5 protein-coding genes are annotated in these 22924 nt (G+C 63.9%); 4 read left to right on the top strand and 1 reads right to left on the bottom strand.

The annotated features are described in order from the left end of the window. Positions 1-80 precede the first annotated feature (80 nt). The 4 genes from J4E58_RS22865 to J4E58_RS22850 all read left to right on the top strand — a co-directional run bounded on the left by J4E58_RS22865 (position 81) and on the right by J4E58_RS22850 (position 21861). A complete protein-coding gene (locus J4E58_RS22865; RefSeq protein ID WP_087092152.1) occupies positions 81-4745 on the top strand; it encodes a DUF5801 repeats-in-toxin domain-containing protein in 4665 nt (1554 codons plus the stop codon). Positions 4746-5017: 272 nt separating this feature from the next. After that, positions 5018-7846: a DUF5801 repeats-in-toxin domain-containing protein gene (locus tag J4E58_RS22860; protein WP_207255330.1), complete on the top strand. Its 2829-nt coding sequence runs from the start codon at positions 5018-5020 to the stop codon at positions 7844-7846. A gap of 272 nt (positions 7847-8118) precedes the next feature. Next, the gene (locus J4E58_RS22855; protein ID WP_087092154.1) at positions 8119-12708 is read left to right on the top strand and encodes a DUF5801 repeats-in-toxin domain-containing protein; all 4590 of its coding nucleotides are present in this window, start codon (positions 8119-8121) and stop codon (positions 12706-12708) included. A 342-nt stretch (positions 12709-13050) separates the two neighbouring features. Beyond that, entirely contained in the window at positions 13051-21861 is an 8811-nt protein-coding gene (locus J4E58_RS22850; protein WP_087092155.1) for a DUF5801 repeats-in-toxin domain-containing protein, read from the top strand. A 244-nt stretch (positions 21862-22105) separates the two neighbouring features. On the opposite strand, the gene J4E58_RS22845 is transcribed toward J4E58_RS22850, so the two are convergent. Next, complete coding sequence (locus J4E58_RS22845; protein WP_087092156.1) at positions 22106-22822, bottom strand: LuxR C-terminal-related transcriptional regulator; 717 nt, start codon at positions 22820-22822, stop codon at positions 22106-22108. Positions 22823-22924: the final 102 nt, after the last annotated feature.

The following is a 22924-nucleotide window of genomic DNA, read 5'->3' as shown; positions in this document are numbered from 1 at the left end:
CGCATCCCCATAGTTGTGACATCTGCCAGCAGAGGGGCCCAAGTGCGGCCCCAATGACTGGAACTGCCTAGGAGCATGTCATGACCACACCCCAATCCCCCACCACCGACCTGACCGCCGATACCTCTCCCGATCTGTACCCCGTCTTCCCCAGCAACGACACACTGACCCTCACCGCCCTGGCGGATGGTGCTCCACTCGTGGGAGCGACCGGCACCAACGTTGCCCTGGACGAAACCAGCGGATTGCAGAACGCGACGGCCACGGCCAGCCCAACGGGGGACGCTGACGACAATGACATCCTGCTGACCGCCCTGCCCTCGACCTTCGCCACCCGCTTGAGCGCCCTCGGGGCCGGTACCGCAACGGACGCGGCCTTGAGTGGCTACACCGGTGCCGCGGGCGACACCGGCAGCAATGCCTTCACCCTCAACCTCGCGCCCGGCGCGATCAATGTCGATATCAGCTTCACCGACAGCCTGGGCGCGGCGCTCAATGGCCTGGACAGCGGGCTGGATACCCTCGATGGCATCGACATCCTGCTGTATACCGATACCAACAACAACATCCTGCTGGGCCGGGCCGGAGGCCCTGCCGGCGCGATTGTGTTCGCCGCCTATATCGAGGAAACCGGGTCGCCGCTGTCGGGCGGCAAGATCTGGACCGTGGAATACCAACCGCTCAAGCACACGGACGCCAACAACCCGGACGATGCCCTCAATCTGCTGAACAAGGTATTTATCGGCGCCAGCCAGGACCTGACGTTCAACCTGGCCAATGCGCCGTCCGGGCAGAACCTGTTCCTGATGTTCACCAAGGCCAGCCCGACGGTGGTCAACGACGGCGGTGTCCTGCGGATCAGCGACCCGACGATCATCGCCACCGGCAAGGACCCCGCCGACCAGTCATCGGGCGTCAACATCAGCACCGGCGACACCATCAACACCAGCCAGGCCGGTGGCCCGACCACCTTCGGCACCAACAGCCAGATGATCACGGAACAGGAAGGCATTCGTTTTACCTTCGTCACCGGTGCCCGGCAGGACATGACCATTCCCAACCTGGATCAGAACGAAGCCGATCTCGAAGCCAACATCGACTTCACCGCGATGTTTAATGCCAAGGCGGCCAATTTCGATGTGGTGCAGCTGCAAAGCGGCAAGAGTGCGGTGGTCAAGATCAGTGCCTTCAACACCGCGGTCGAAAGTGGCGCGAGTTTCGTCAACGGCTATGCGAACGATACGTCGGTGGCCATCACCAATGTTCGCGTGATCAACAACGCCACCGGGCTGGTGATCGAAAATTCGGACGGCTCGGTGAATGACACGAGCATCCTCATCAGCTTTGATGGCGGCGTGGCCACCGTCACCGGCATCAAGGCCGACTACCAGATCGAATACACCACGGCCGCGGACCACAACCGTGTACTGATCGAGAACGGCGCGGCGCTGGACGCCAGGGGCAATACCCACGCCGACTTCGATATCGGTGGTCTCACCCTGCGCCAGGCCTCCACCACGACCGCCGAAATCGGCTCGCATATGATCTTCGAGGACGATGGACCGGCAGCGGCCGGAACCGCCGTGGCGGGCACCGTCGACGAGGACGGCCTGGCCAGCGGGGTGGCCGGCGGTGTCGGTGACGTGGCCGGCGAGGCCACCGTGGCCAGCGGCAGCGTCAGCGGTATCTTCCAGCCCGGTGTCGATGTGCCGCTGAGCTATGCCTTGGCGAGCGATACCAGCGGCCTGCCGGCATTGAGCTCGGGCGGGGTGGCGCTGGTCTACAGCGTGGTCGGCAATACCCTGACGGCCAAGGCCGGCGCCGTCGATGTGTTCACCTTCAGCCTCAGCACGGCGGGTGCCTACAGCTTTACCCTGCTGCAGCACCTGGATCACGCCGCCGGCAACGACGAGAACGACATCACGATCAACCTGGGCTCGTTGTTGCGGGCCACCGACAAGGACGGCGATACGGTCACCGCGGCGGCCGAGAAACTGGTGATCACCGTCGATGACGATACCCCCACCGCGACCGGGACCGCCGTGACCGGCACCGTCGACGAGGACGGCCTGGCCAATGGCATCGCCGGTGGTGTCGGGGATGTGGCGGGTCAAGCCACCAATGCCAGCGGCAGCGTCACCGGTATCTTCCAGTCCGGGGCCGACGTGCCGCTGAGTTATACCCTGTTGAGCGATACCAGCGGCCTGCCGGCCCTGAGTTCGGGTGGGGTGGCGCTGGTCTATAGCGTCGCCGGCGACACCCTGACCGCCAAGGCTGGCGCAACCGATGTATTCACCTTCAGCCTCAGCGCCGCCGGTGCCTACAGCTTCACCCTGCTCAAGCCTCTGGATCACGCGGCCGGCAATAACGAGAACGACATCACGATCAACCTGGGCTCGTTGTTGCGGGCCACCGACAAGGACGGCGACACGGTAACGGCCGCGGCCGAGAAGCTGGTGATCATCGTCGATGACGATACGCCCACCGCAACCGGAACCGCCGTGACCGGCACCGTCGATGAAGACGGCCTGGCCAGTGGTATCGCTGGCGGGGTCGGTGATGTGGCGGGCGAAGCAACGACGGCCAGCGGCAGCGTCACCGGGATCTTCCAGTCCGGGGCCGACGTGCCACTGACCTATTCCCTGTCGAGTAATACCAGCGGCCTGCCGGCCCTGACCTCCGGCGCAGTGGCATTGGTCTATAGCGTCGCTGGCGACACCCTGACCGCCAAGGCCGGCGCCGTCGATGTATTCACTTTCAGCCTCAGCACAGCGGGTGCCTACAGCTTCAACCTGCTCAAGCCGCTGGATCACCCCGCAGGCAATAACGAAAACGACATCACCCTCAACCTCGGCACGCTGTTGCAAGCCACGGATAAAGATGGCGACACGGTGACGGCCGCCGCCGAGAAACTGGTGATCACCGTCGATGACGACACGCCAACAGCGACCGGGACCGCCGCGGCCGGCACCGTCGACGAGGACGGCCTGGCCAACGGTATTGCCGGTGGTGTCGGCGATGTGGCGGGTCAGGCGACTGTCGCCAGCGGCAGCGTGAGCGGGATCTTCCAGTCCGGAGCCGACGTACCGCTGAGCTATTCCCTGTCGAGCAACACCAGCGGCTTGCCAGCCCTGAGCTCCGGCGGGGTGGCACTGACCTACAGCGTCCTGGGCAATACCCTGACCGCCAAGGCCGGCGTGACGGATGTGTTCACCCTCAGCCTGACCGTAGCGGGTGCCTACACCTTCACCCTGCTCAAGCCTCTGGATCACGCGGCCGGCAATGACGAGAACGACCTCACCCTCAACCTCGGCACACTATTGCAGGCCACCGACAAGGATGGCGACACAGTGACCGCCGCGGCCGACAAGCTGGTGATCACCGTCGATGACGACACCCCGACCCTGGCCTTCGGCAACCTGATCGGCACCGGTACCGACCATGCGCAACAAGGTTACTGGAGCATCGGATCCGGTGCCGACGGACTAGGGGCGGCCGGCCTGGACATCTCGCTGGTGAACGGCCAGTTCACCCTGGTCCGGCCGGACGATACGACCACCACCGGCACCGGTACGCTGGTCGAGCAGTCGCCTTCGCCGGATGGCAATGGCGCCTATCAGTTCGCCGGCACCCTGACCGGTGACTTCGACAACAATGCGGCCACGGCCAACACCACCGTCCACTACACCCTGACCGCCAACGCCAACGGCACCTATGCCCTGGACCTGCAGGAAGGCTTTCGCTCGACCGTGATCCTCAGCAGTGCCGACGGCTCGCTGGATGCCGGCGGTCCGGACCCGGTGCGCACGCTGACCATCGGCACCGAGCATGTGGTGTTCTTCGGTGCCAACCCGCTGGCGCCGCAGACCGGTCCGAACAGCATCCTCACCGGCATCGGGCTTGGCACGCCCGACCCTACCGAAGCGCAGTTGCAGACCAATCCCCTGCCGTCCTACATCGGCTCGGCGGCCATGAACGTCAGCACCTCCGGCATCGGTATCGCCAACAACAACCTGGAGGGCAACACCACGGCGGGCATCAACGCCGGTGACGAGAGTTTCGTCATCAACCCCGAGACGCTGCTGACGGCCATGAAGGTCTTTATCGACAACTCGGTGCAGGGCTACGACCCGGCCACCGAAGAGCTGTACTACACGATCTACTACGACAACGGCACGACCTCGGGCACCCCCATCAAGGTGCTGGCCACCGACCTGCACGCGGAAGCGGGAGGACAGAAATCCTTCCTCGTGGAGTGGGACGATTCCCATCTGATCGACGCGGTCCAGCTCACCATGGGCAAGGGTACGATCAAGATCCCGGTGATCCAGTTCATTCAGGAGACCCAGAACCTGGCCAGCGACATCCAGCTGTCGTTCAACGCCACGACGACGGACAAGGATGGGGATACGGCCACCAGCGCGTTCGACGCCAACCTGTTCGCCAACGACCCGAGCGACCAGAGCTTCGACTTCAGGCTGGTGGGTACCACGGGTGAGCGGGATGCCTTCAACATCGATCTGTCGGTGGCCGAGAACCTGTACCAGGTCACTGGCTTCGATGCAGGCGCAGGCCAACGGGATGCGGTGGTGCTCATTGGTGACGCGGGCGCCACTGTGCAGTCGATCAACAATGCCAGCAACGACAGCATCGTGACGATTGCCGAGACCGGCGGACAGCTGACGACCATCACCCTGCTCGGGGTCGACCTGCTCAATACCGACATTGTGATAGCCAGCGTCTGAAACCTGGCGCGTCAAACCCCTGCGAGGGTGGCCTGGAAACCACCCTCGTTTTTTTTGCCGCGCCGAACGCTCAAGCGGCCCAAGGTTTGAAGAGCACCTCATGGACCGGCGCCTTCGCCTCCCCCGTTTCCCTCCCAGATAGGCTGAAACTCCCAGACCGCCTGGGAGTATCGGCCAATGCGCAACCTCCTGCGCATCCCCATAGTTGTGACATCTGCCAGCAGAGGGGCCCAAGTGCGGCCTCAACGACTGGAACTGCCGAGGAGCCTGTCATGACCACACCCCAATCCCCCGCCACCGACCTGACCGCCGATACCTCTCCCGATCTGTACCCCGTCTTCCCCAGCAACGACACACTGACCCTCACCGCCCTGGCGGATGGCGCTCCGCTCGTGGTAGCGACCGGAACCAACGTTGCCCTGGATGAAACCAGCGGGTTGCAGAACGCCACGGCCACGGCCAGCCCAACGGGGGACGCCGACGACAATGACATCCTACTGACCGCCCTGCCCTCGACCTTCGCCACCCGGCTGACCGCCCTTGGGGCGGGTACCGCGACGGACGCCGCCCTGAGTGGCTACACCGGTGCCGTGGGCGACACCGGCAGCAATGCCTTCACCCTCAACCTCGCGCCCGGCGCGATCAATGTCGATATCAGCTTCACCGACAGCCTGGGCGCGGCGCTCAATGGCCTGGACAGCGGCCTGGATACCCTCGATGGCATCGACATCCTGCTGTATACCGATACCAACAACAACATCCTGCTGGGCCGGGCCGGAGGCCCTGACGGGGCGATCGTGTTCGCCGCCTATATCGAGGAAACCGGGTCACCGCTGTCGGGCGGCAAGATCTGGACCGTGGAATACCAGCCGCTCAAGCATCCGGACGGCAACAACCCGGACGATGCCCTCAACCTGCTGAACAAGGTGTTTATCGGCGCCAGCCAGGACCTGACGTTCAACCTGGCCAATGCGCCGTCCGGGCAGAACCTGTTCCTGATGTTCACCAAGGCCAGCCCGACGGTGGTCAACGACGGCGGCGTATTGCGGATCAGCGACCCGACGATCATCGCCACCGGCAAGGACCCCGCCGACCAGTCATCGGGCGTCAACATCAGCACCGGCGACACCATAAACACCAGCCAGGCCGGTGGCCCGACCACCTTCGGCACCAACAGCCAGATGATCACGGAACAGGAAGGCATCCGTTTTACCTTCGTCACCGGCGCCCGGCAGGACGTGACCATTCCCAACCTGGATCAGAACGAAGCCGATGTCGAAGCCAACATCGACTTCACCGCGATGTTTAATGCCAAGGCGGCCAATTTCGATATCGTGCAGCTGCAAAGTGGCAAGAGTGCGGTGGTCAAGATCAGTGCCTTCAACACCGCGGTTGAAAGTGGCGCGAGTTTCGTCAATGGCTATGCGAACGATACGTCGGTGGCCATTACCAATGTTCGCGTGATCAACATCGCCACGGGACAAGTGATCGAAAACTCGGACGGCTCGGTGAATGACACGAGCATCCTCATCAGCTTCGATGGCGGCGTGGCCACCATCACCGGCATCAAGGCCGGCTACCAGATCGAATACACCACGGCCGCGGACCACAACCGCGTCCTGATCGAGAACGGCGCGGCGCTCGACGCCAAGGGCAATACCCACGCCGACTTCGATATCGGTGGCTTCACCTTGCGCCAGGCCTCCACCACGACCGCCGAAATCGGCTCGCAGATGATCTTCGAGGACGATGGACCGACCCTCGCCTTCGGCAACCTGATCGGCACCGGGACCCAATTGGCGCAACAAGGCTACTGGAACATGGGGGCTGGCGCCGACGGGCTGGATGCCAACGGCCTGGACATCTCGCTGGTGAACGACCAGTTCACCCTGGTCCGGCCGGATAACACCACCACCACCGGAACCGGTACGCTGGTCGAGCAGTCACCTTCGCCGGATGGCAATGGCGCCTACCAGTTCGCCGGCACCCTGACCGGTGACTTCGACAACAACGCGGCAACCGCCGATACCACCGTCCACTACACCCTGAGCGCCTACGCCAACGGCACCTATGCCCTGGACCTGGAGGAAGGCTTCCGTTCGACCGTGGTCCTCAGCAGTGCCGACGGCTCGCTGGCTGCCGGCGGTCCGGACCCGGTGCGCACGCTAATGATAGGCAGCGAGGATGTGGTGTTCTTCGCCGCCAATCCGCTGGCACCGCAGACCGGTGATAACAGCATCCTCACCGGCATCGGGCTCGGCGCGCCCGACCCTACCGAAGCGCAGTTGCAGACCAACCCCCTGCCGTCATTCATCGGCTCGGCGGCCATGAACGTCAGCACCTCCGGCATCGGCATCGCCAACAACAACCTGGAGGGCAACACCACCGCCGGCATCAATGCCGGCGACGAGAGTTTCGTGGTCAACCCCGAGACCTTGTTGACCAGCATGAAGATCTTTATCGACAACTCGGTGCAGGGCTACAACCCGGCCACCGAAGAGCTGTACTACACGATCTACTACGACAACGGCACGACCTCGGGCGCGCCCATCAAGGTGCAAGCCGCCGACCTGCACGCAGAGACGGGTGGCCAGAAATCCTTCACCGTCCAGTGGGACGGCAGCCATCTGATCGATGCCGTCCAGCTGACGATGGGACTGGGCACGGTCAAGATCCCGGTGATCCAGTTCATCAAGGAGACCCAGAGCCTGGCCAACGATATCCAGCTGTCGTTCAACGCCACGACGACGGACAAGGATGGCGATACGGCCACCAGCGCGTTCGACGCCAACCTGTTCGCCAACGACCCGAGCGACCAGGCCTTCGATTTCAGGCTGGTGGGCACCGCCGGTGAACGGGATGCCTTCAACATCGATCTGTCGGTGGCCGAAAACCAGTACCAGGTCACAGGCTTCGATGCGGGCGCAGGCCAACGCGATGCGGTGGTGCTCATTGGTGACGCGGGCGCCACTGTGCAGTCGATCGACAATGCCGGCGCCGACAGCATCGTGACAATTGCCGAGACCGGCGGACAACTGACGACCATCACCCTGCTTGGGGTCGACCTGCTCAATACCGATATTGTGATGGCCAGCGTCTGAAACCTGGCTCATCAAACCCGTGCGAGGGTGGCCTGGAAACCGCCCTCGCTTTTTTCTGCCGCGCCGCACGCTCAAGCGGCCCAAGGTTTGAAGAGCTCGTCATGGACCGGCGCCTTCGCCTCCCCCGCTTCCCTCCCAGATAGGCTGAAACTCCCAGGCAGCCTGGGAGTATCGGCCAATGCGCAACCTCCTGTGCGTCCCCATAGTTGTGACATCTGCCAGCAGAGGGCCCGGGTGCGGCCCCAGCGACTGGAACTGCCTAGGAGAATGTCATGACCACCCTGCAAGAAAACCTATCCCTCACGAGCGACCCGCTCGTGGTAGCGACCGGCGTCAACGTTGCGCTGGACGAAACCACCGGGCTGCAGAACGCCACCGCCACGCCAGCCCCTGCGGGAGACGCCGACGACAATGACATCCTGCTGGCCGCCCTGCCCTCGGCCTTCGCCACCCGGCTGACCGCCCTCGGCACGGGTACCGCGACGGACGCCGCCTTGAGCGGCTATACCGGCGCCGTGGGCGACACCGGCAGCAATGCCTTCACCCTCAACCTGGCGCCCGATGCGATCAACGTCGACATCAGCTTCACCGATAGCCTGGGCGCTCCGCTCGATGGCCTGGATAGCGGCCTGGATACCCTCGATGGCATCGACATCCTTCTGTATACCGATACCGACAACAACATCCTGCTGGGCCGGGCCGGTGGCCCTGACGGGGCGATCGTGTTCGCCGCCTATATCGAGGAAACCGGGTCGCCGCTGTCGGGCGGCAAGATCTGGACCGTGGAATATCAACCGCTCAAGCACCCGGATGCCAGTAACCCGGACGATGCCCTCAACCTGCTGGACAAGGTGTTTATCGGCGCCAGCCAGGACCTGAAGTTCAGCCTGGCCAATGCCCCCTCCGGGCAGAACCTGTTCCTGATGTTCACCAAGGCCAACCCGACGGTGGTCGACGATGGCGGTGTCCTGCGGATCAGCGACCCGACAATCATCGCCACCGGCAAGGACCCCGCCGACGAATCGACGGGGGTCAATATCAATACCGGTGACACCATCAACACCAGCCAGGCCGGTGGCCCGACCACCTTCGGCACCAACAACCAGATGATCGTGGAACAGGAAGGCATTCGATTTACCTTTGTCACCGGCGCCCGGCAGGACGTGACCGTGCCCAACCTGGATCAGAACGAAGCGGACGTAGAAGCCAATATCGACTACACCGCGGTGTTTAATGCGACGACGGCCAGTTTCGATGTCGTGCAGTTGCAAAGCGGCAAGAGTGCCGTGGTGAAGATCAGTGCCTTCAGCACCGCGGTTGAAACCGGCGCGGACTTCGTCAACGGCTATGCGAACGATACGTCGGTGGCCATTACCAATGTTCGCGTGATCAACAACAGCACCGGTCTGGTGATCGAAAACTCCGACGGCTCGGTGAATGATCCGAGCATTGCCATCAGCTTCGATGGCGGCGTGGCCACCGTTACCGGCGTCAAGGCCGGCTACCAGATCGAATACACCACCAGCGCGGACCACAACCGCGTACTGGTCGAGAACGGCGCCGCCCTCGACGCCAAGGGCAATGACCACGCTGACTTCGACATCGGTGGCTTCACCCTGCGCCAAGCCTCCACCGCGACCGCCGAAATCGGCTCGAAAATGATCTTCGAGGACGATGGGCCGGCCGCAGCCGGAACCGCTGAGGCCGGCACTGTCGACGAAGACGGCCTGGCCAATGGCATCGCCGGCGGCGTCGGTGATGTACCTGGCGAATCCACCAATGCCAGCGGCAGCGTGACGGGCATCTTCCAGTCCGGCGTCGATGTGCCGCTGAGCTATGCCTTGTCCACCGACACCAGCGGCCTGCCGGCGCTGACCTCCGGTGGCGTGGCGCTGGTGTACAGCGTGGTCGGCGATACCCTCACCGCCAAGGCCGGCACCGTCGATGTGTTCACCTTCAGCCTCAGCGCGGCGGGTGCCTACAGCTTCACCCTGCTGCAACCGCTGGATCATCCAGCCGGCAACGATGAAAACGACATCACCCTCAACCTGGGTAGCCTGCTGCAGGCCACCGACAAGGATGGCGACACCGTGACCGCCGCGGCCGAGAAACTGGTGATCACCGTCGATGACGACACGCCAACCGCCACCGGGACCGCCGCGACCGGCACCGTCGATGAAGACGGCCTGGCCAACGGCATCGCCGGGGGTGTCGGTGATGTGGCGGGTGAATCCACCACGGCCAGCGGCAGCGTCACGGGGGTCTTCCAGTCCGGGGCCGACGTACCGCTGAGCTATGCCTTGTCGAGCGATACCAGTGGCTTGCCAGCCCTGAGTTCGGGCGGGGTCGCGCTGGTCTACAGCGTTGCCGGTGACACCCTGACCGCCAAGGCCGGCGCCGTCGATGTGTTCACCTTCAGCCTCAGCGCCGCAGGTGCCTACAGCTTCACCCTGCTGCAGCCGCTGGATCATCCAGCGGGCAACGACGAGAACGACATCACGATCAACCTCGGCACCTTGCTGCAAGCCACGGACAGGGATGGCGACACGGTAACGGCCGCGCCCGAGAAACTGGTGATCACCGTCGATGACGATACGCCAACAGCAACCGGAACCGCCGAGGCCGGAACCGTCGATGAAGACGGATTGGCCAATGGTATTGCCGGCGGTGTCGGTGATGTGCCTGGCGAGATCACCACCGCCAGCGGCAGCGTCACGGGAATCTTCCAGTCCGGTGCCGATGTACCGCTGACTTACGCCTTGTCGAGCGATACCAGCGGCCTGCCGGCCCTCAGTTCGGGCGGGGTGGCGCTGGTCTATAGCGTCGCCGGCGACACCCTCACCGCCAAGGCCGGCGCCGTCGATGTATTCACCTTCAGCCTCAGCGCCGCGGGTGCCTATAGCTTCAGCCTGCTGCAACCGCTGGATCATCCGGCCGGCAATGATGAAAACGACATCACCCTCAACCTCGGCACGCTGTTGCAAGCCACGGATAAAGATGGCGACACAGTGACCGCCGCGCCCGAGAAGCTGGTGATTACCGTCGATGACGACACGCCCACCGCCAATGGCACCGCCGAGGCCGGCACCGTCGACGAGGACGGCCTGGCCAATGGCATTGCCGGTGGTGTCGGGGATGTGGCGGGCGAGTCCACCACCGCCAATGGCAGCGTGACCGGGATCTTCCAGTCAGGTGCCGATGTGCCGCTGAGCTATGCCCTGTCGAGCGATACCAGCGGCCTGCCGGCCCTGAGCTCGGGCGGGGTGGCGCTGACCTACAGCGTCCTGGGCGACACCCTGACGGCCAAGGCTGGCGCGGTCAATGTGTTCACCTTCAGCCTCAATGCCGTGGGGGCCTATGCCTTCACCCTGCTCCAGCCCCTGGATCACGCGGCGGGCAACGACGAGAACGACATCACCCTCAACCTCGGCAGCCTGCTGCAAGCCACCGACAAGGATGGCGACACGGTGACCGCCGCGGCCGACAAGCTGGTGATCACCGTCGATGACGACACCCCGACCCTGGCCTTCGGCAACCTGATCGGCACCGGTACCCAGCTGGCGCAACAAGGCTACTGGGACATGGGGTCCGGCGCCGACGGGCTGAATGCCAACGGCCTGGACATTTCGCTGGTGAACGACCAGTTCACCCTGGTCCGGCCGGACGACACGACCACCACCGGCACCGGTACGCTGGTCGAACAGTCGCCGTCACCGGACGCCAATGGCGCCTACCAGTTCGCGGGCACCTTGACCGGTGACTTCGACAACAATGCGGCCACGGCGAATACCACCATCCACTACACCCTGAGCGCCTATGCCAATGGCACCTATGCCCTGAACCTGGAAGAAGGCTTCCGCTCGACCGTGGTCCTCAGCAGTGCCGATGGCTCGCTGGATGCCGGTGGCCCGGACCCGGTACGCACCCTGACCATCGGCAGCGAGCATGTGGTGTTCTTCGGCGCCAACCCGCTGGCGCCGCAAACCGGCGCGAACAGCATCCTCACCGGTATCGGGCTCGGGGCGCCCGACCCTACCGAAGCCCAGTTGCAGACCAACCCGCTGCCGTCGTTCATCGGCTCGGCGGCCATGAACGTCAGCACCTCGGGTATCGGCATCGCCAACAACAACCTGGAGGGCAACAATACGGCGGGCATCAATGCCGGTGACGAGAGTTTCGTGGTCAACCCCGAGACGCTGCTGACGGCCATGAAGGTCTATATCGACAACTCGGTGCAAGGCTACAACCCGGCCACGGAAGAGCTGTACTACACGATCTACTATGACAACGGCACGACCTCGGGCGCGCCCATCAAGGTCCAGGCCGCCGACCTGCAGGCGGAAGCGGGAGGCCAGACCTCCTTCACCGTAGAGTGGGACGGCACCCACCTGATCGACGCCGTCCAGCTCACCATGGGCAAAGGCACGATCAAGGTTCCGACCATCGAGTTCATTCATGAGGTCCAGAGCCTGGCCAGCGATATCCAGCTGGCGTTCAACGCGACAGTGACGGACAAGGATGGCGACACGGCGACCAGCGCGTTCGACGCCAACCTGTTCGCCAACGACCCGGCCAACGCGCTTTTCGACTTCAGGCTGGTGGGCACCACGGGTGAGCGGGATGCCTTCAACATCGACCTGTCGGCCACCGAGAACCAGTACCAGGTCACAGGCTTCGATGCGGGCGCCGGCCAGCGCGATGCGGTGGTGCTCATTGGTGACGCGGGGGCCGTTGTGCAGTCGGTCGACAATGCCGGCAGCGACAGCATCGTGACGGTGGCCGAAACGGGCGGACAGATTACGACCATTACCCTGGTCGGGGTCGATCTGCTCAATACCGACATTGTGATGGGCAGCGTCTGAAACCTCGCGCAGGCGAATGAAAGCGAGGGTGGCCTGGAAACCACCCTCGCTTTTTTTTGCGCGCCCATATGAGAACCGCGGCGAGCGCTCGAGCAGCCCGTCGAGCCGCTCGACGACGGCCTGTGGCCACCATCGCGGGCTACCCCTGAAGCCCCCCTCGGGGTCCTGTTTGCAAGCGCGGCTGCGCCTTATCCCGCGTCCCTTCCTGAATAGGCTGAAACTCCCATCCGGCCTGGGAGTATCGGCCAATGCGCAACCTGCGTGGCATCTCCATAGTTGTTGCATCTGCCAACAGAGGGCCCAGCTGCGGCCTCAACGACTGGTATTGCACAGGAGAACGTCATGATCACTTCTAAAACAACCACATCACCCACGAACGACCTGACCGCTGACACCAGTACCACTCTCTACCCCGTCTTCCCCAGTGACGACACGCTGAGCGTCAGCACTGCCCAGGCGAACGGCACTGCGCCCGTGGTGATCGGTGCAAGCGTGACCCTGGACGAAACCACCGGGTTGCAGAACGCCACCGCCACGCCAAGCCCCGCGGGAGACGCTAACGACAATGACATCCTGTTGTCCGCCCTGCCCTCGACCTTCGCCACCCGCCTGAGCGCCCTTGGCGTCGGTACCGCCATGGACGCCGCCTTGAGTGGCTATACCGGTGCCGTGGGCAATACCGGCAGCAATGCCTTCACCCTCAACCTGACGCCCGGTACCAACATCCTCGATATCAAGTTCACCGACAGCCTGGGCGCGGCGCTCAACGGCCTGGACAGCGGGCTGGATACCCTCGATGGCACCAGCATCCTGCTGTATACCGATACCAACAACAACATCCTGCTGGGCCGGGCCGGAGGCCCTGACGGGGCGATCGTGTTCGCCGCCTATATCGAGGAAACCGGATCGCCGGTCAGCGGCGGCAAGATCTGGACCGTGGAATATCAACCGCTCAAGCACCCGGACGCGAGTAACCCGGACGATGCCCTCAGCCTGCTGGACAAGGTGTTCGTCAGCACCCTCAAGGACGGATTCGACCTGACCAACGCCCCCTCCGGGCAGAACCTGTTCCTGATGTTCACGGGGTCGAACCCGACGGTGGTCAACGACGGCGGTGTGTTGCGGGTCAGCGATCCGACGATCATCGCCACCGGTAAAGACCCTGCGGACCAGTCATCGGGCGCTAATATCAACACCGGTGATACCGTCAATACCAGCCAGGGCGGCGGCCCGACCAGCCTCGGGACCAACAACCAGATGATCGTGGAACAGGAAGGCATCCGCCTGACCTTCGTCACCGGCGCCCGGCTGGATGTGACGGTTCCCAACCTGAGCCAGAACGAAGCCGACGTCGAAGCCAACATCGACTACACCGCGATGTTTAATGCGACGACAGCCAGTTTCGATGTCGTGCAACTGCAAAGCGGCAAGACCGCGATGGTCAAGATCAGTGCCTACAGCACTGCGGTTGAAAGCGGCGTGAACTTCGTCAACGGCTATACGAACGATACGTCGGTGGCCATCACCAATGTGCGCATCTTCGATAAAAGCACCGGGCTGGTGATCGAGAACTCCGACGGCTCGGTGAACGATCCGAACATTGCCATCAGCTTTACCGGCGGCGTGGCCACCATCACCGGCGTCAAGGCCGGCTACCAGATCGAATACACCACCAGCGCGGATCACAACCGCGTGCTGATCGAGAACGGGGCCGCCGTCAACGCCAGGGGCGATAACCACGCCGACTTCGATATCGGTGGTTTCTCGCTGCGCCACCCCTCCACGATCACCACCGAAATCGGCTCGAAGATGATCTTCGAGGACGATGGACCGACCGCGGCCGGGACCGCGGCGGCCGGCACCGTCGATGAGGACGGCCTGGCCAATGGCATCCCAGGCGGTGTCGGCGACGTGCCTGGCGAGGTCACCAGCGTCAGCGGCAGCGTGACCGCCATCTTCCAGTCCGGCGTCGATGTGCCACTGACTTACTCCTTGTCGAGCGACACCAGCGGCCTGCCGGCCCTGACTTCCGGCGGCGTCGCATTGGTCTACAGCGTGGTCGGCGACACCCTGACCGCCAAGGCGGGTGCCGTCGATGTGTTCACCTTCAGCCTCAGCGCCGCGGGTGCCTATAGCTTTACCCTGCTGCAACCGCTGGATCACCCAGCCGGCAACGACGAAAACGACATCACCCTCAACCTCGGTACCTTGCTGAAGGCCACCGACAAGGATGGCGATTCGGTGACGGCTGCGGCCGAGAAGCTGGTGATCACCGTCGATGACGATACGCCCACCGCGACCGGCGTCGCCGCGGCCGGCACCGTCGACGAGGATGGCCTGGCCAATGGCATTGCCGGCGGTGTCGGCGACGTGCCTGGCGAGGTCACCACGGCCAGCGGCACCGTCACCGGGATCTTCCAGTCCGGGGCCGACGTACCGCTGACTTACGCCCTGTCGAGCGATACCAGCGGCCTGCCGGCCCTGACTTCCGGCGGCGTCGCACTGGTCTACAGCGTGGTCGGCGACACCCTCACCGCCAAGGCCGGCGCAACCGATGTATTCACCTTCAGCCTCAATGCTGCGGGTGACTACAGCTTTACCCTGCTGCAACCGCTGGACCATCCAGCCGGCAACGATGAAAACGACATCACCCTCAGCCTGGGCACCTTGCTGAAGGCCACGGATAAGGACGGTGATACGGTGACGGCCGCGGCCGAGAAACTGGTGATCACCGTCGATGACGATACGCCAACCGCCGCCGGCACCGCCGAGGCTGGAACCGTCGATGAGGACGGCCTGGCCAATGGTATTGCCGGTGGTGTCGGTGACGTGCCTGGCGAAGCCACCACGACCAGCGGCAGCGTCAGCGGTATCTTCCAGTCGGGTGCCGACGTACCGCTGACTTACACCTTGTCCAGCGATACCAGCGGCCTGCCAGCCCTGACATCCGGCGGAGTGGCCCTGGTGTACAGCGTCGCCGGTGACACCCTGACGGCCAAGGCCGGCGCGGTCGATGTGTTCACCTTCAGCCTCAGCGCGGCGGGCGCCTACAGCTTTACCCTGCTGCAGCCGCTGGATCACCCGGCGGGCGACGATGAAAACGACATCACCCTCAACCTGGGCGCGATGTTGCAAGCCACCGACAAGGATGGCGACACGGTAACCGCCGCGGCCGACAAACTGGTGATCACCGTCGATGACGACACCCCCACCGCGAATGGCACCGCTGGAGCCGGCACCGTCGACGAGGATGGCCTGGCCAACGGTATTGCCGGTGGTGTCGGTGACGTGGCGGGTGAAGCGACGACGGCCAGCGGCAGCGTCACGGGTATCTTCCAGTCCGGAGCCGACGTGCCGCTGACCTACGCCCTGTCGAGTGACACCAGTGGCCTGCCGGCATTGAGCTCGGGCGGAGTGGCGCTGGTCTACAGCGTCGCCGGTGACACCCTGACGGCCAAGGCCGGCGCGGTCGATGTATTCACCTTCAGCCTCAGCGCCGCCGGTGACTACAGCTTCACCTTGCTGCAACCGCTGGATCACCCAGCAGGCAATGATGAAAACGACATCAGCCTCAACCTGGGTGCAATGCTGCAAGCCACGGACAAGGACGGCGATACGGTAACGGCTGCCGCCGAAAAACTGGTGATTACCGTCGATGACGACACCCCAACCGCCACCGGAACCGCCGAGGCCGGAATCGTCGATGAGGACGGCCTGGCCAATGGCATCGCCGGTGGTGTCGGCGATGTGCCTGGAGAAGCCACCACGGCCAGCGGCAATGTGACTGCCATCTTCCAGTCCGGTGCCGACGTGCCGCTGACTTACGCCTTGTCGAGTGATACCAGCGGTCTGCCAGCCCTGACGTCCGGCGGAGTGGCACTGGTGTACAGCGTCGCCGGTGACACCCTCACCGCCAATGCGGGCGTGGGTGGCGCCGAGGTATTCACCTTCAGCTTCAGTGCCGCCGGTGCCTACAGCTTTACCCTCCTGCAGCCGCTGGATCACCCGGCGGGCAATGATGAAAACGATATCACCCTCAACCTGGGCACCCTGTTGCAAGCGACCGACAAGGACGGCGATACGGTAACGGCTGCGGCCGAGAAACTGGTGATTACCGTCGATGACGACACGCCAACCGCCGCCGGAACTGCTGCGGCTGGCACCGTCGATGAAGACGGCCTGGCCAATGGTATTGCCGGTGGTGTCGGCGACGTGGCGGGCGAAGCCACCACCGCCAGCGGCGACATCACGGGTATCTTCCAGTCGGGTGCCGACGTACCGCTGACTTACGCCTTGGCGAGCGATACCAGCGGTCTGCCAGCCCTGAGCTCGGGCGGAGTGGCGCTGGTGTACAGCGTCGCCGGTGACACCCTGACCGCCAATGCGGGCGTGGGTGGGGCCGAGGTATTCACCTTCAGCCTCAGTGCCGCAGGCGCCTACAGCTTTACCCTGCTGCAACCGCTGGACCACCCAGCGGGCAACGATGAAAACGACATCACCCTCAACCTGGGCACCTTGCTGCAAGCCACCGACAAGGACGGCGACACGGTGACGGCTGCCGCCGAGAAACTGGTGATTACCGTCGATGACGACACGCCAACCGCCACCGGCACCGCCGAAGCGGGCACTGTCGATGAAGACGGCCTGGCCAATGGCATCGCCGGTGGGGTCGGCGACGTGCCTGGCGAAGCAACGACGGCCAGCGGCAATGTGACGGGCATCTTCCGGTCCGGCGCTGATATACCGCTGACTTACGCCTTGTCGAGCGACACCAGTGGCCTGCCAGCCCTGACGTCCGGCGGAGTGGCCCTGGTGTACAGCGTGGCGGGCGATACCCTGACCGCGAATGCGGGCGTGGGTGGGGCCGAGGTATTCACCTTCAGCCTCAGCGCTGCGGGTGACTACAGCTTCACCCTGCTGCAACCGCTGGATCATCCAGCGGGCAATGACGAAAACGACATCACCCTCAACCTGGGCACCTTGCTGCAAGCCACCGACAAGGACGGCGACACGGTAACGGCCGCCGCCGAGAAGCTGGTGATTACCGTCGATGACGACACGCCAACGGCGAATGGCGCCGCTGGGGCTGGCACCGTCGACGAGGATGGCCTGGCCAATGGCATCGCCGGTGGCGTCGGCGACGTGGCCGGTGAGGCGACGACAGCCAACGGCAGCGTCACGGGCATCTTCCAGTCCGGGGCCGACGTACCGCTGACTTACGCCTTGTCGAGCGACACCAGTGGCCTGCCAGCGCTGAGTTCGGGCGGAGTCGCCCTTGTCTATAGCGTTGCCGGCGACACCCTGACGGCCAAGGCGGGCGCAACCGATGTATTCACCTTCAGCCTCAATGCTGCGGGTGACTACAGCTTTACCCTGCTGCAACCGCTGGATCATCCGGCCGGTAACGATGAAAACGACATCACCCTCAACCTCGGCACCCTGCTGCAGGCCACGGACAAGGATGGCGACACCGTGACCGCCGCGGCGGAAAAACTGGTGATCACCGTCGATGACGACACACCTACAGCCGCCGGAACCGCGGAGGCCGGCACCGTCGACGAAGACGGCCTGGCCAATGGTATTGCCGGCGGTGTCGGTGACGTGGCCGGTGAAGCCACCAATGCCAGCGGCAGCGTGACGGGTATCTTCCAGTCCGGTGCCGACGTACCGCTGACTTACTCCTTGTCGAGTGATACCAGCGGTCTGCCAGCCCTGAGTTCGGGCGGAGTGGCACTGGTCTACAGCGTCGCTGGCGATACCCTGACGGCCAAGGCGGGCGCGGTCGATGTATTCACCTTCAGCCTTAGCGCCGCAGGTGACTACAGCTTTACCCTGCTGCAGCCCCTGGACCATCCAGCCGGCAACGATGAAAACGACATCACCCTCAACCTGGGCACCCTGCTGCAGGCCACGGACAAGGACGGCGACATCGTGACGGCCACCGCCGACAAGCTGGTGATTAGCGTCGATGACGACACGCCCACCGCAAGCGGAACTGCCGCGGCCGGCACCGTCGACGAAGACGGCCTGGCCAATGGCATCGCCGGTGGTGTGGGCGACGTGGCTGGCGAAGCCACCAATGCCAGCGGCAGCGTGACGGGTATCTTCCAGTCCGGGGCCGACGTGCCATTGAGCTATGCCCTGTCGAGCGATACCAGTGGCCTGCCAGCCCTGAGTTCGGGTGGAGTGGCGCTGGTGTACAGCGTCGCCGGCGACACGCTGACGGCCAAGGCTGGCGCAGTCGATGTGTTCACCTTCAGCCTCAATGCTGCAGGTGACTACAGCTTTACCCTGCTGCAGCCTCTGGATCATCCAGCCGGCAACGATGAAAACGACATCACCCTCAACCTGGGAACCCTGCTGCAGGCCACCGACAAGGATGGCGACACCGTGACCGCCGCGGCCGAGAAACTGGTGATCACTGTCGATGACGACACGCCAACCGCCGCCGGAACCGCGGAAGCTGGAACCGTCGATGAGGACGGCCTGGCCAATGGTATTGCCGGTGGTGTGGGCGACGTGGCCGGTGAGGCCACCGTGGCCAATGGCAGCGTCAGCGGTATCTTCCAGTCGGGTGCCGACGTACCGCTGACTTACGCCTTGTCGAGTGATACCAGCGGTCTGCCAGCCCTGACGTCTGGCGGAGTGGCACTGGTGTACAGCGTGGCGGGCGATACCCTGACCGCCAAGGCGGGCGCAGTCGATGTGTTCACCTTCAGCCTCAGCGCCGCGGGTGCCTACAGCTTCACCCTGCTGCAACCGCTGGATCATCCAGCGGGCAATGACGAAAACGACATCACCCTCAACCTGGGCACCTTGCTGCAAGCCACCGACAAGGACGGCGACACGGTAACGGCCGCCGCCGAGAAACTGGTGATCACCGTCGATGACGACACGCCAACGGCGAATGGCTCCGCCGCGGCCGGCACCGTCGATGAGGACGGCCTGGCCAACGGCATTGCCGGTGGGGTCGGTGACGTGCCTGGCGAAGCCACCACGACCAGCGGCAGCATCAGCGGTATCTTCCAGTCGGGTGCCGACGTACCGCTGACTTACGCCTTGTCGAGCGATACCAGCGGTCTGCCAGCCCTGAGTTCAGGTGGAGTGGCGCTGGTGTATAGCGTCGCCGGCGATACCCTGACCGCCAAGGCTGGCGCAACCGATGTATTCACCTTCAGCCTCAGCGCCGCCGGTGACTACAGCTTTACCCTGCTCCAGCCGCTGGATCACCCAGCGGGCAACGATGAAAACGACATCACCCTCAACCTCGGCACGCTGTTGCAAGCCACGGATAAAGATGGCGACACAGTGACCGCCGCGCCCGAGAAGCTGGTGATTACCGTCGATGACGACACGCCAACGGCGAATGGCAGCGCCGAGGCCGGAACCGTCGACGAGGACGGCCTGGCCAACGGCATCGCCGGGGGTATCGGCGACGTACCGGGCGAGGTCACCACGGTCAGCGGCAACGTCAGCGGCATCTTCCAGTCAGGGGCCGACGTGCCGCTGAGCTACTCCTTGTCGAGTAACACCAGCGGCTTGCCAGCCCTGAGTTCCGGTGGAGTGGCACTGACCTACAGCGTCCTGGGCAGCACCCTGACCGCCAAGGCCGGCGCGACTGACGTGTTCACCCTCAGCCTGACGGTAGCGGGTGCCTACACCTTCAGCCTGCTCCAGCACCTGGACCACGCGGCGGGCAACGACGAGAACGACCTCACCCTCAACCTGGGAACCCTGCTGCAAGCCACCGACAAGGATGGCGACACGGTGACCGCCGCGGCCGACAAGCTGGTGATCACCGTCGATGACGACACCCCGACCCTGGCCTTCGGCAACCTGATCGGTACCGGTACCGACCATGCGCAACAAGGCTATTGGGACATGGCGGCCGGCGCCGACGGGCTGGGTGCGGCCGGGCTGGACATCTCGCTGGTGAACGGCCAGTTCACCCTGGTCCGGCCGGACGATACGACCACCACCGGCACCGGTACGCTGGTCGAGCAGTCGCCGTCACCGGACGCCAATGGCGCGTATCAGTTCGCGGGCACCTTGACCGGTGACTTCGACAACAACGCGGCAACGGCCAACACCACCGTCCACTACACCCTGAGCGCCTACGCTAACGGCACCTATGCGCTGGACCTGGAGGAAGGCTTCCGCTCGACCGTGGTCCTCAGCAGTGCCGACGGCTCGCTGGATGCCGGTGGCCCGGATCCGGTGCGTACGCTGACCATCGGTAGCGAACATATCGTGTTCTTCGGCGCCAACCCGCTGGCTCCGGCAAGCGGCGCGAACAGCATTCAGACCGGCATCGGGCTTGGAGCGTCCGACCCTACCGAAGCGCAGTTGCAGACCAACCCGCTACCGTCCTACATCGGCTCGGCGGCCTTGAACGTCAGCACGGCTGGCATCGGCGTCGCCAACAACCTGCTCCAGGGCGACAACCAGGCGGCGATCGGCGCGGCCGATGAAAGCTTCGTGGTCAACCCGGAAAGCCTGCTGACGAGCATGAAGGTGTTTATCGACAACTCCGTGGGCGGTTACAACACGGCCACCGAGGACCTGTACTACAGGGTCTTCTATGAAGATGGCACCTTCTCCAACCTGATCGAGGTCAACACCCTGACGCCAGAGGCCGGTGGACAGGTGTCCTTCACCGTCGAGCAATCGGCTACATCGTTGATCGATGCGGTCCAGCTGACGATGGCCCGGGGCGAGATCAAGATCCCGACGATCGAGTTCACCCATGAGACCGAGAGCCTGGCCAGCGACGTCAAGCTGGCGTTCAACGCGACGGTGACGGACAAGGATGGCGACACGGCGACCAGCGCGTTCGACGCCAACCTGTTCGCCAACGACACGACCGACGTGCTCTTCGACTTCAGGCTGGTGGGCACCACGGGTGAGCGGGATGCCTTCAACATCGACCTGTCGGTGGCCGAGAACCAGTACCAGGTCACAGGCTTCGATGCCGGAGCCGGCCAGCGCGATGCGGTGGTGCTCATTGGTGACCCGGGCGCCGTTGTGCAGTCGATCAACAACGCCGGCGCCGACAGCATCGTGACGGTGGCCGAGACGGGCGGACAGATAACGACCATTACCCTGGTCGGAGTCGATCTGCTCAATACCGATATCGTAATGGGCAGCGTCTGAAACCTCGCACATGCGAATGAAAGCGAGGGTGGCCTGGAAACCACCCTCGCTTTTTTTTGCCGCTACCGTCCGAAACACTCTCACTCGCCTCCACGCCAAACGCCCAGGCAGCCCAAGGCTCACAGAGCACGGCGACATGCCTGCGCATTCATGGGGCAGGAAACGACGAGAACGGCATCACCCTCGATCCGGGCAGCCTGGACAGCGACAAGGACAGCCACAGGGCTGCCTTGTCTTGATCAGCTCATTTCAGTTCCACCCACGTGGAGTCAGGCGGTTCTTCGTTGTCGGTGAGCCCGTGCTTGAGCGCATACATCAGCAAGTCGATGCGGTTGATCAGGTTGAGCTTCTGATAAATGTTGCTGAGGTGGTTGTGCACGGTGTGCTCACTGATGCCCAGGCGCTCGGCGATGCTCATGTATTTAGCGGACGGGTCGCCAACGATGGCGCGAATCAGCTCCCGCTCGCGCAGCGTCAGCCGCGCCTGCTTCGCCTGCTCCAGGTTGCATCGCACGGGTATATGCCGGGTCGCGGCATAGCCGGAAAGCCCGCCGGACCAGGCGCGGTCCAGTCCAGCGTCGTGATGGTGGACCTTGATGATGGCCCGGACGATCGATTCCGTCGGGTCTTCCGCCAGCACGATGCCGCGCGCGCCCGCCTCGATCGCCTGGGCAACCGGAACGGATTCGTACAGGCCCTTTAGCACCAGCAATTTCATTTCCGGGCTGCGGGTCAGCCCTGCGACGACCTCCAGGGGGTTCAGCGCATCCGGAAAGAAACTGAAAAAGATCACATTGGGACGCAGCTGATCGGCAAGGTCCAGCGCATTGGTGTAGGTGGTGGCCTGGCCACTCACCTCCATCCGGGGCCTCCTCGCATTGATCAAATCATGGAGCCCCATAAGCACGAGGGGGCGGCAATCGATCAGCATCACGCGTATCGTTTTTGTATGGTCTGGCATGATCTTCCTGCCTCCCCTTGAAAAACGATGACCTTCATACGCGTTGGCCTTCCTTGATCGGCCACTCGCTCTTGAAGGACGGATGCGAGCGCCGAAAGGCTC

It is taken from the genome of Pseudomonas sp. FW305-25 (assembly GCF_017351415.1).
Taxonomy (GTDB): Bacteria; Pseudomonadota; Gammaproteobacteria; order Pseudomonadales; family Pseudomonadaceae; genus Aquipseudomonas; species Aquipseudomonas chlororaphis.
This window is presented reverse-complemented; position numbering and strand designations above follow the sequence as displayed.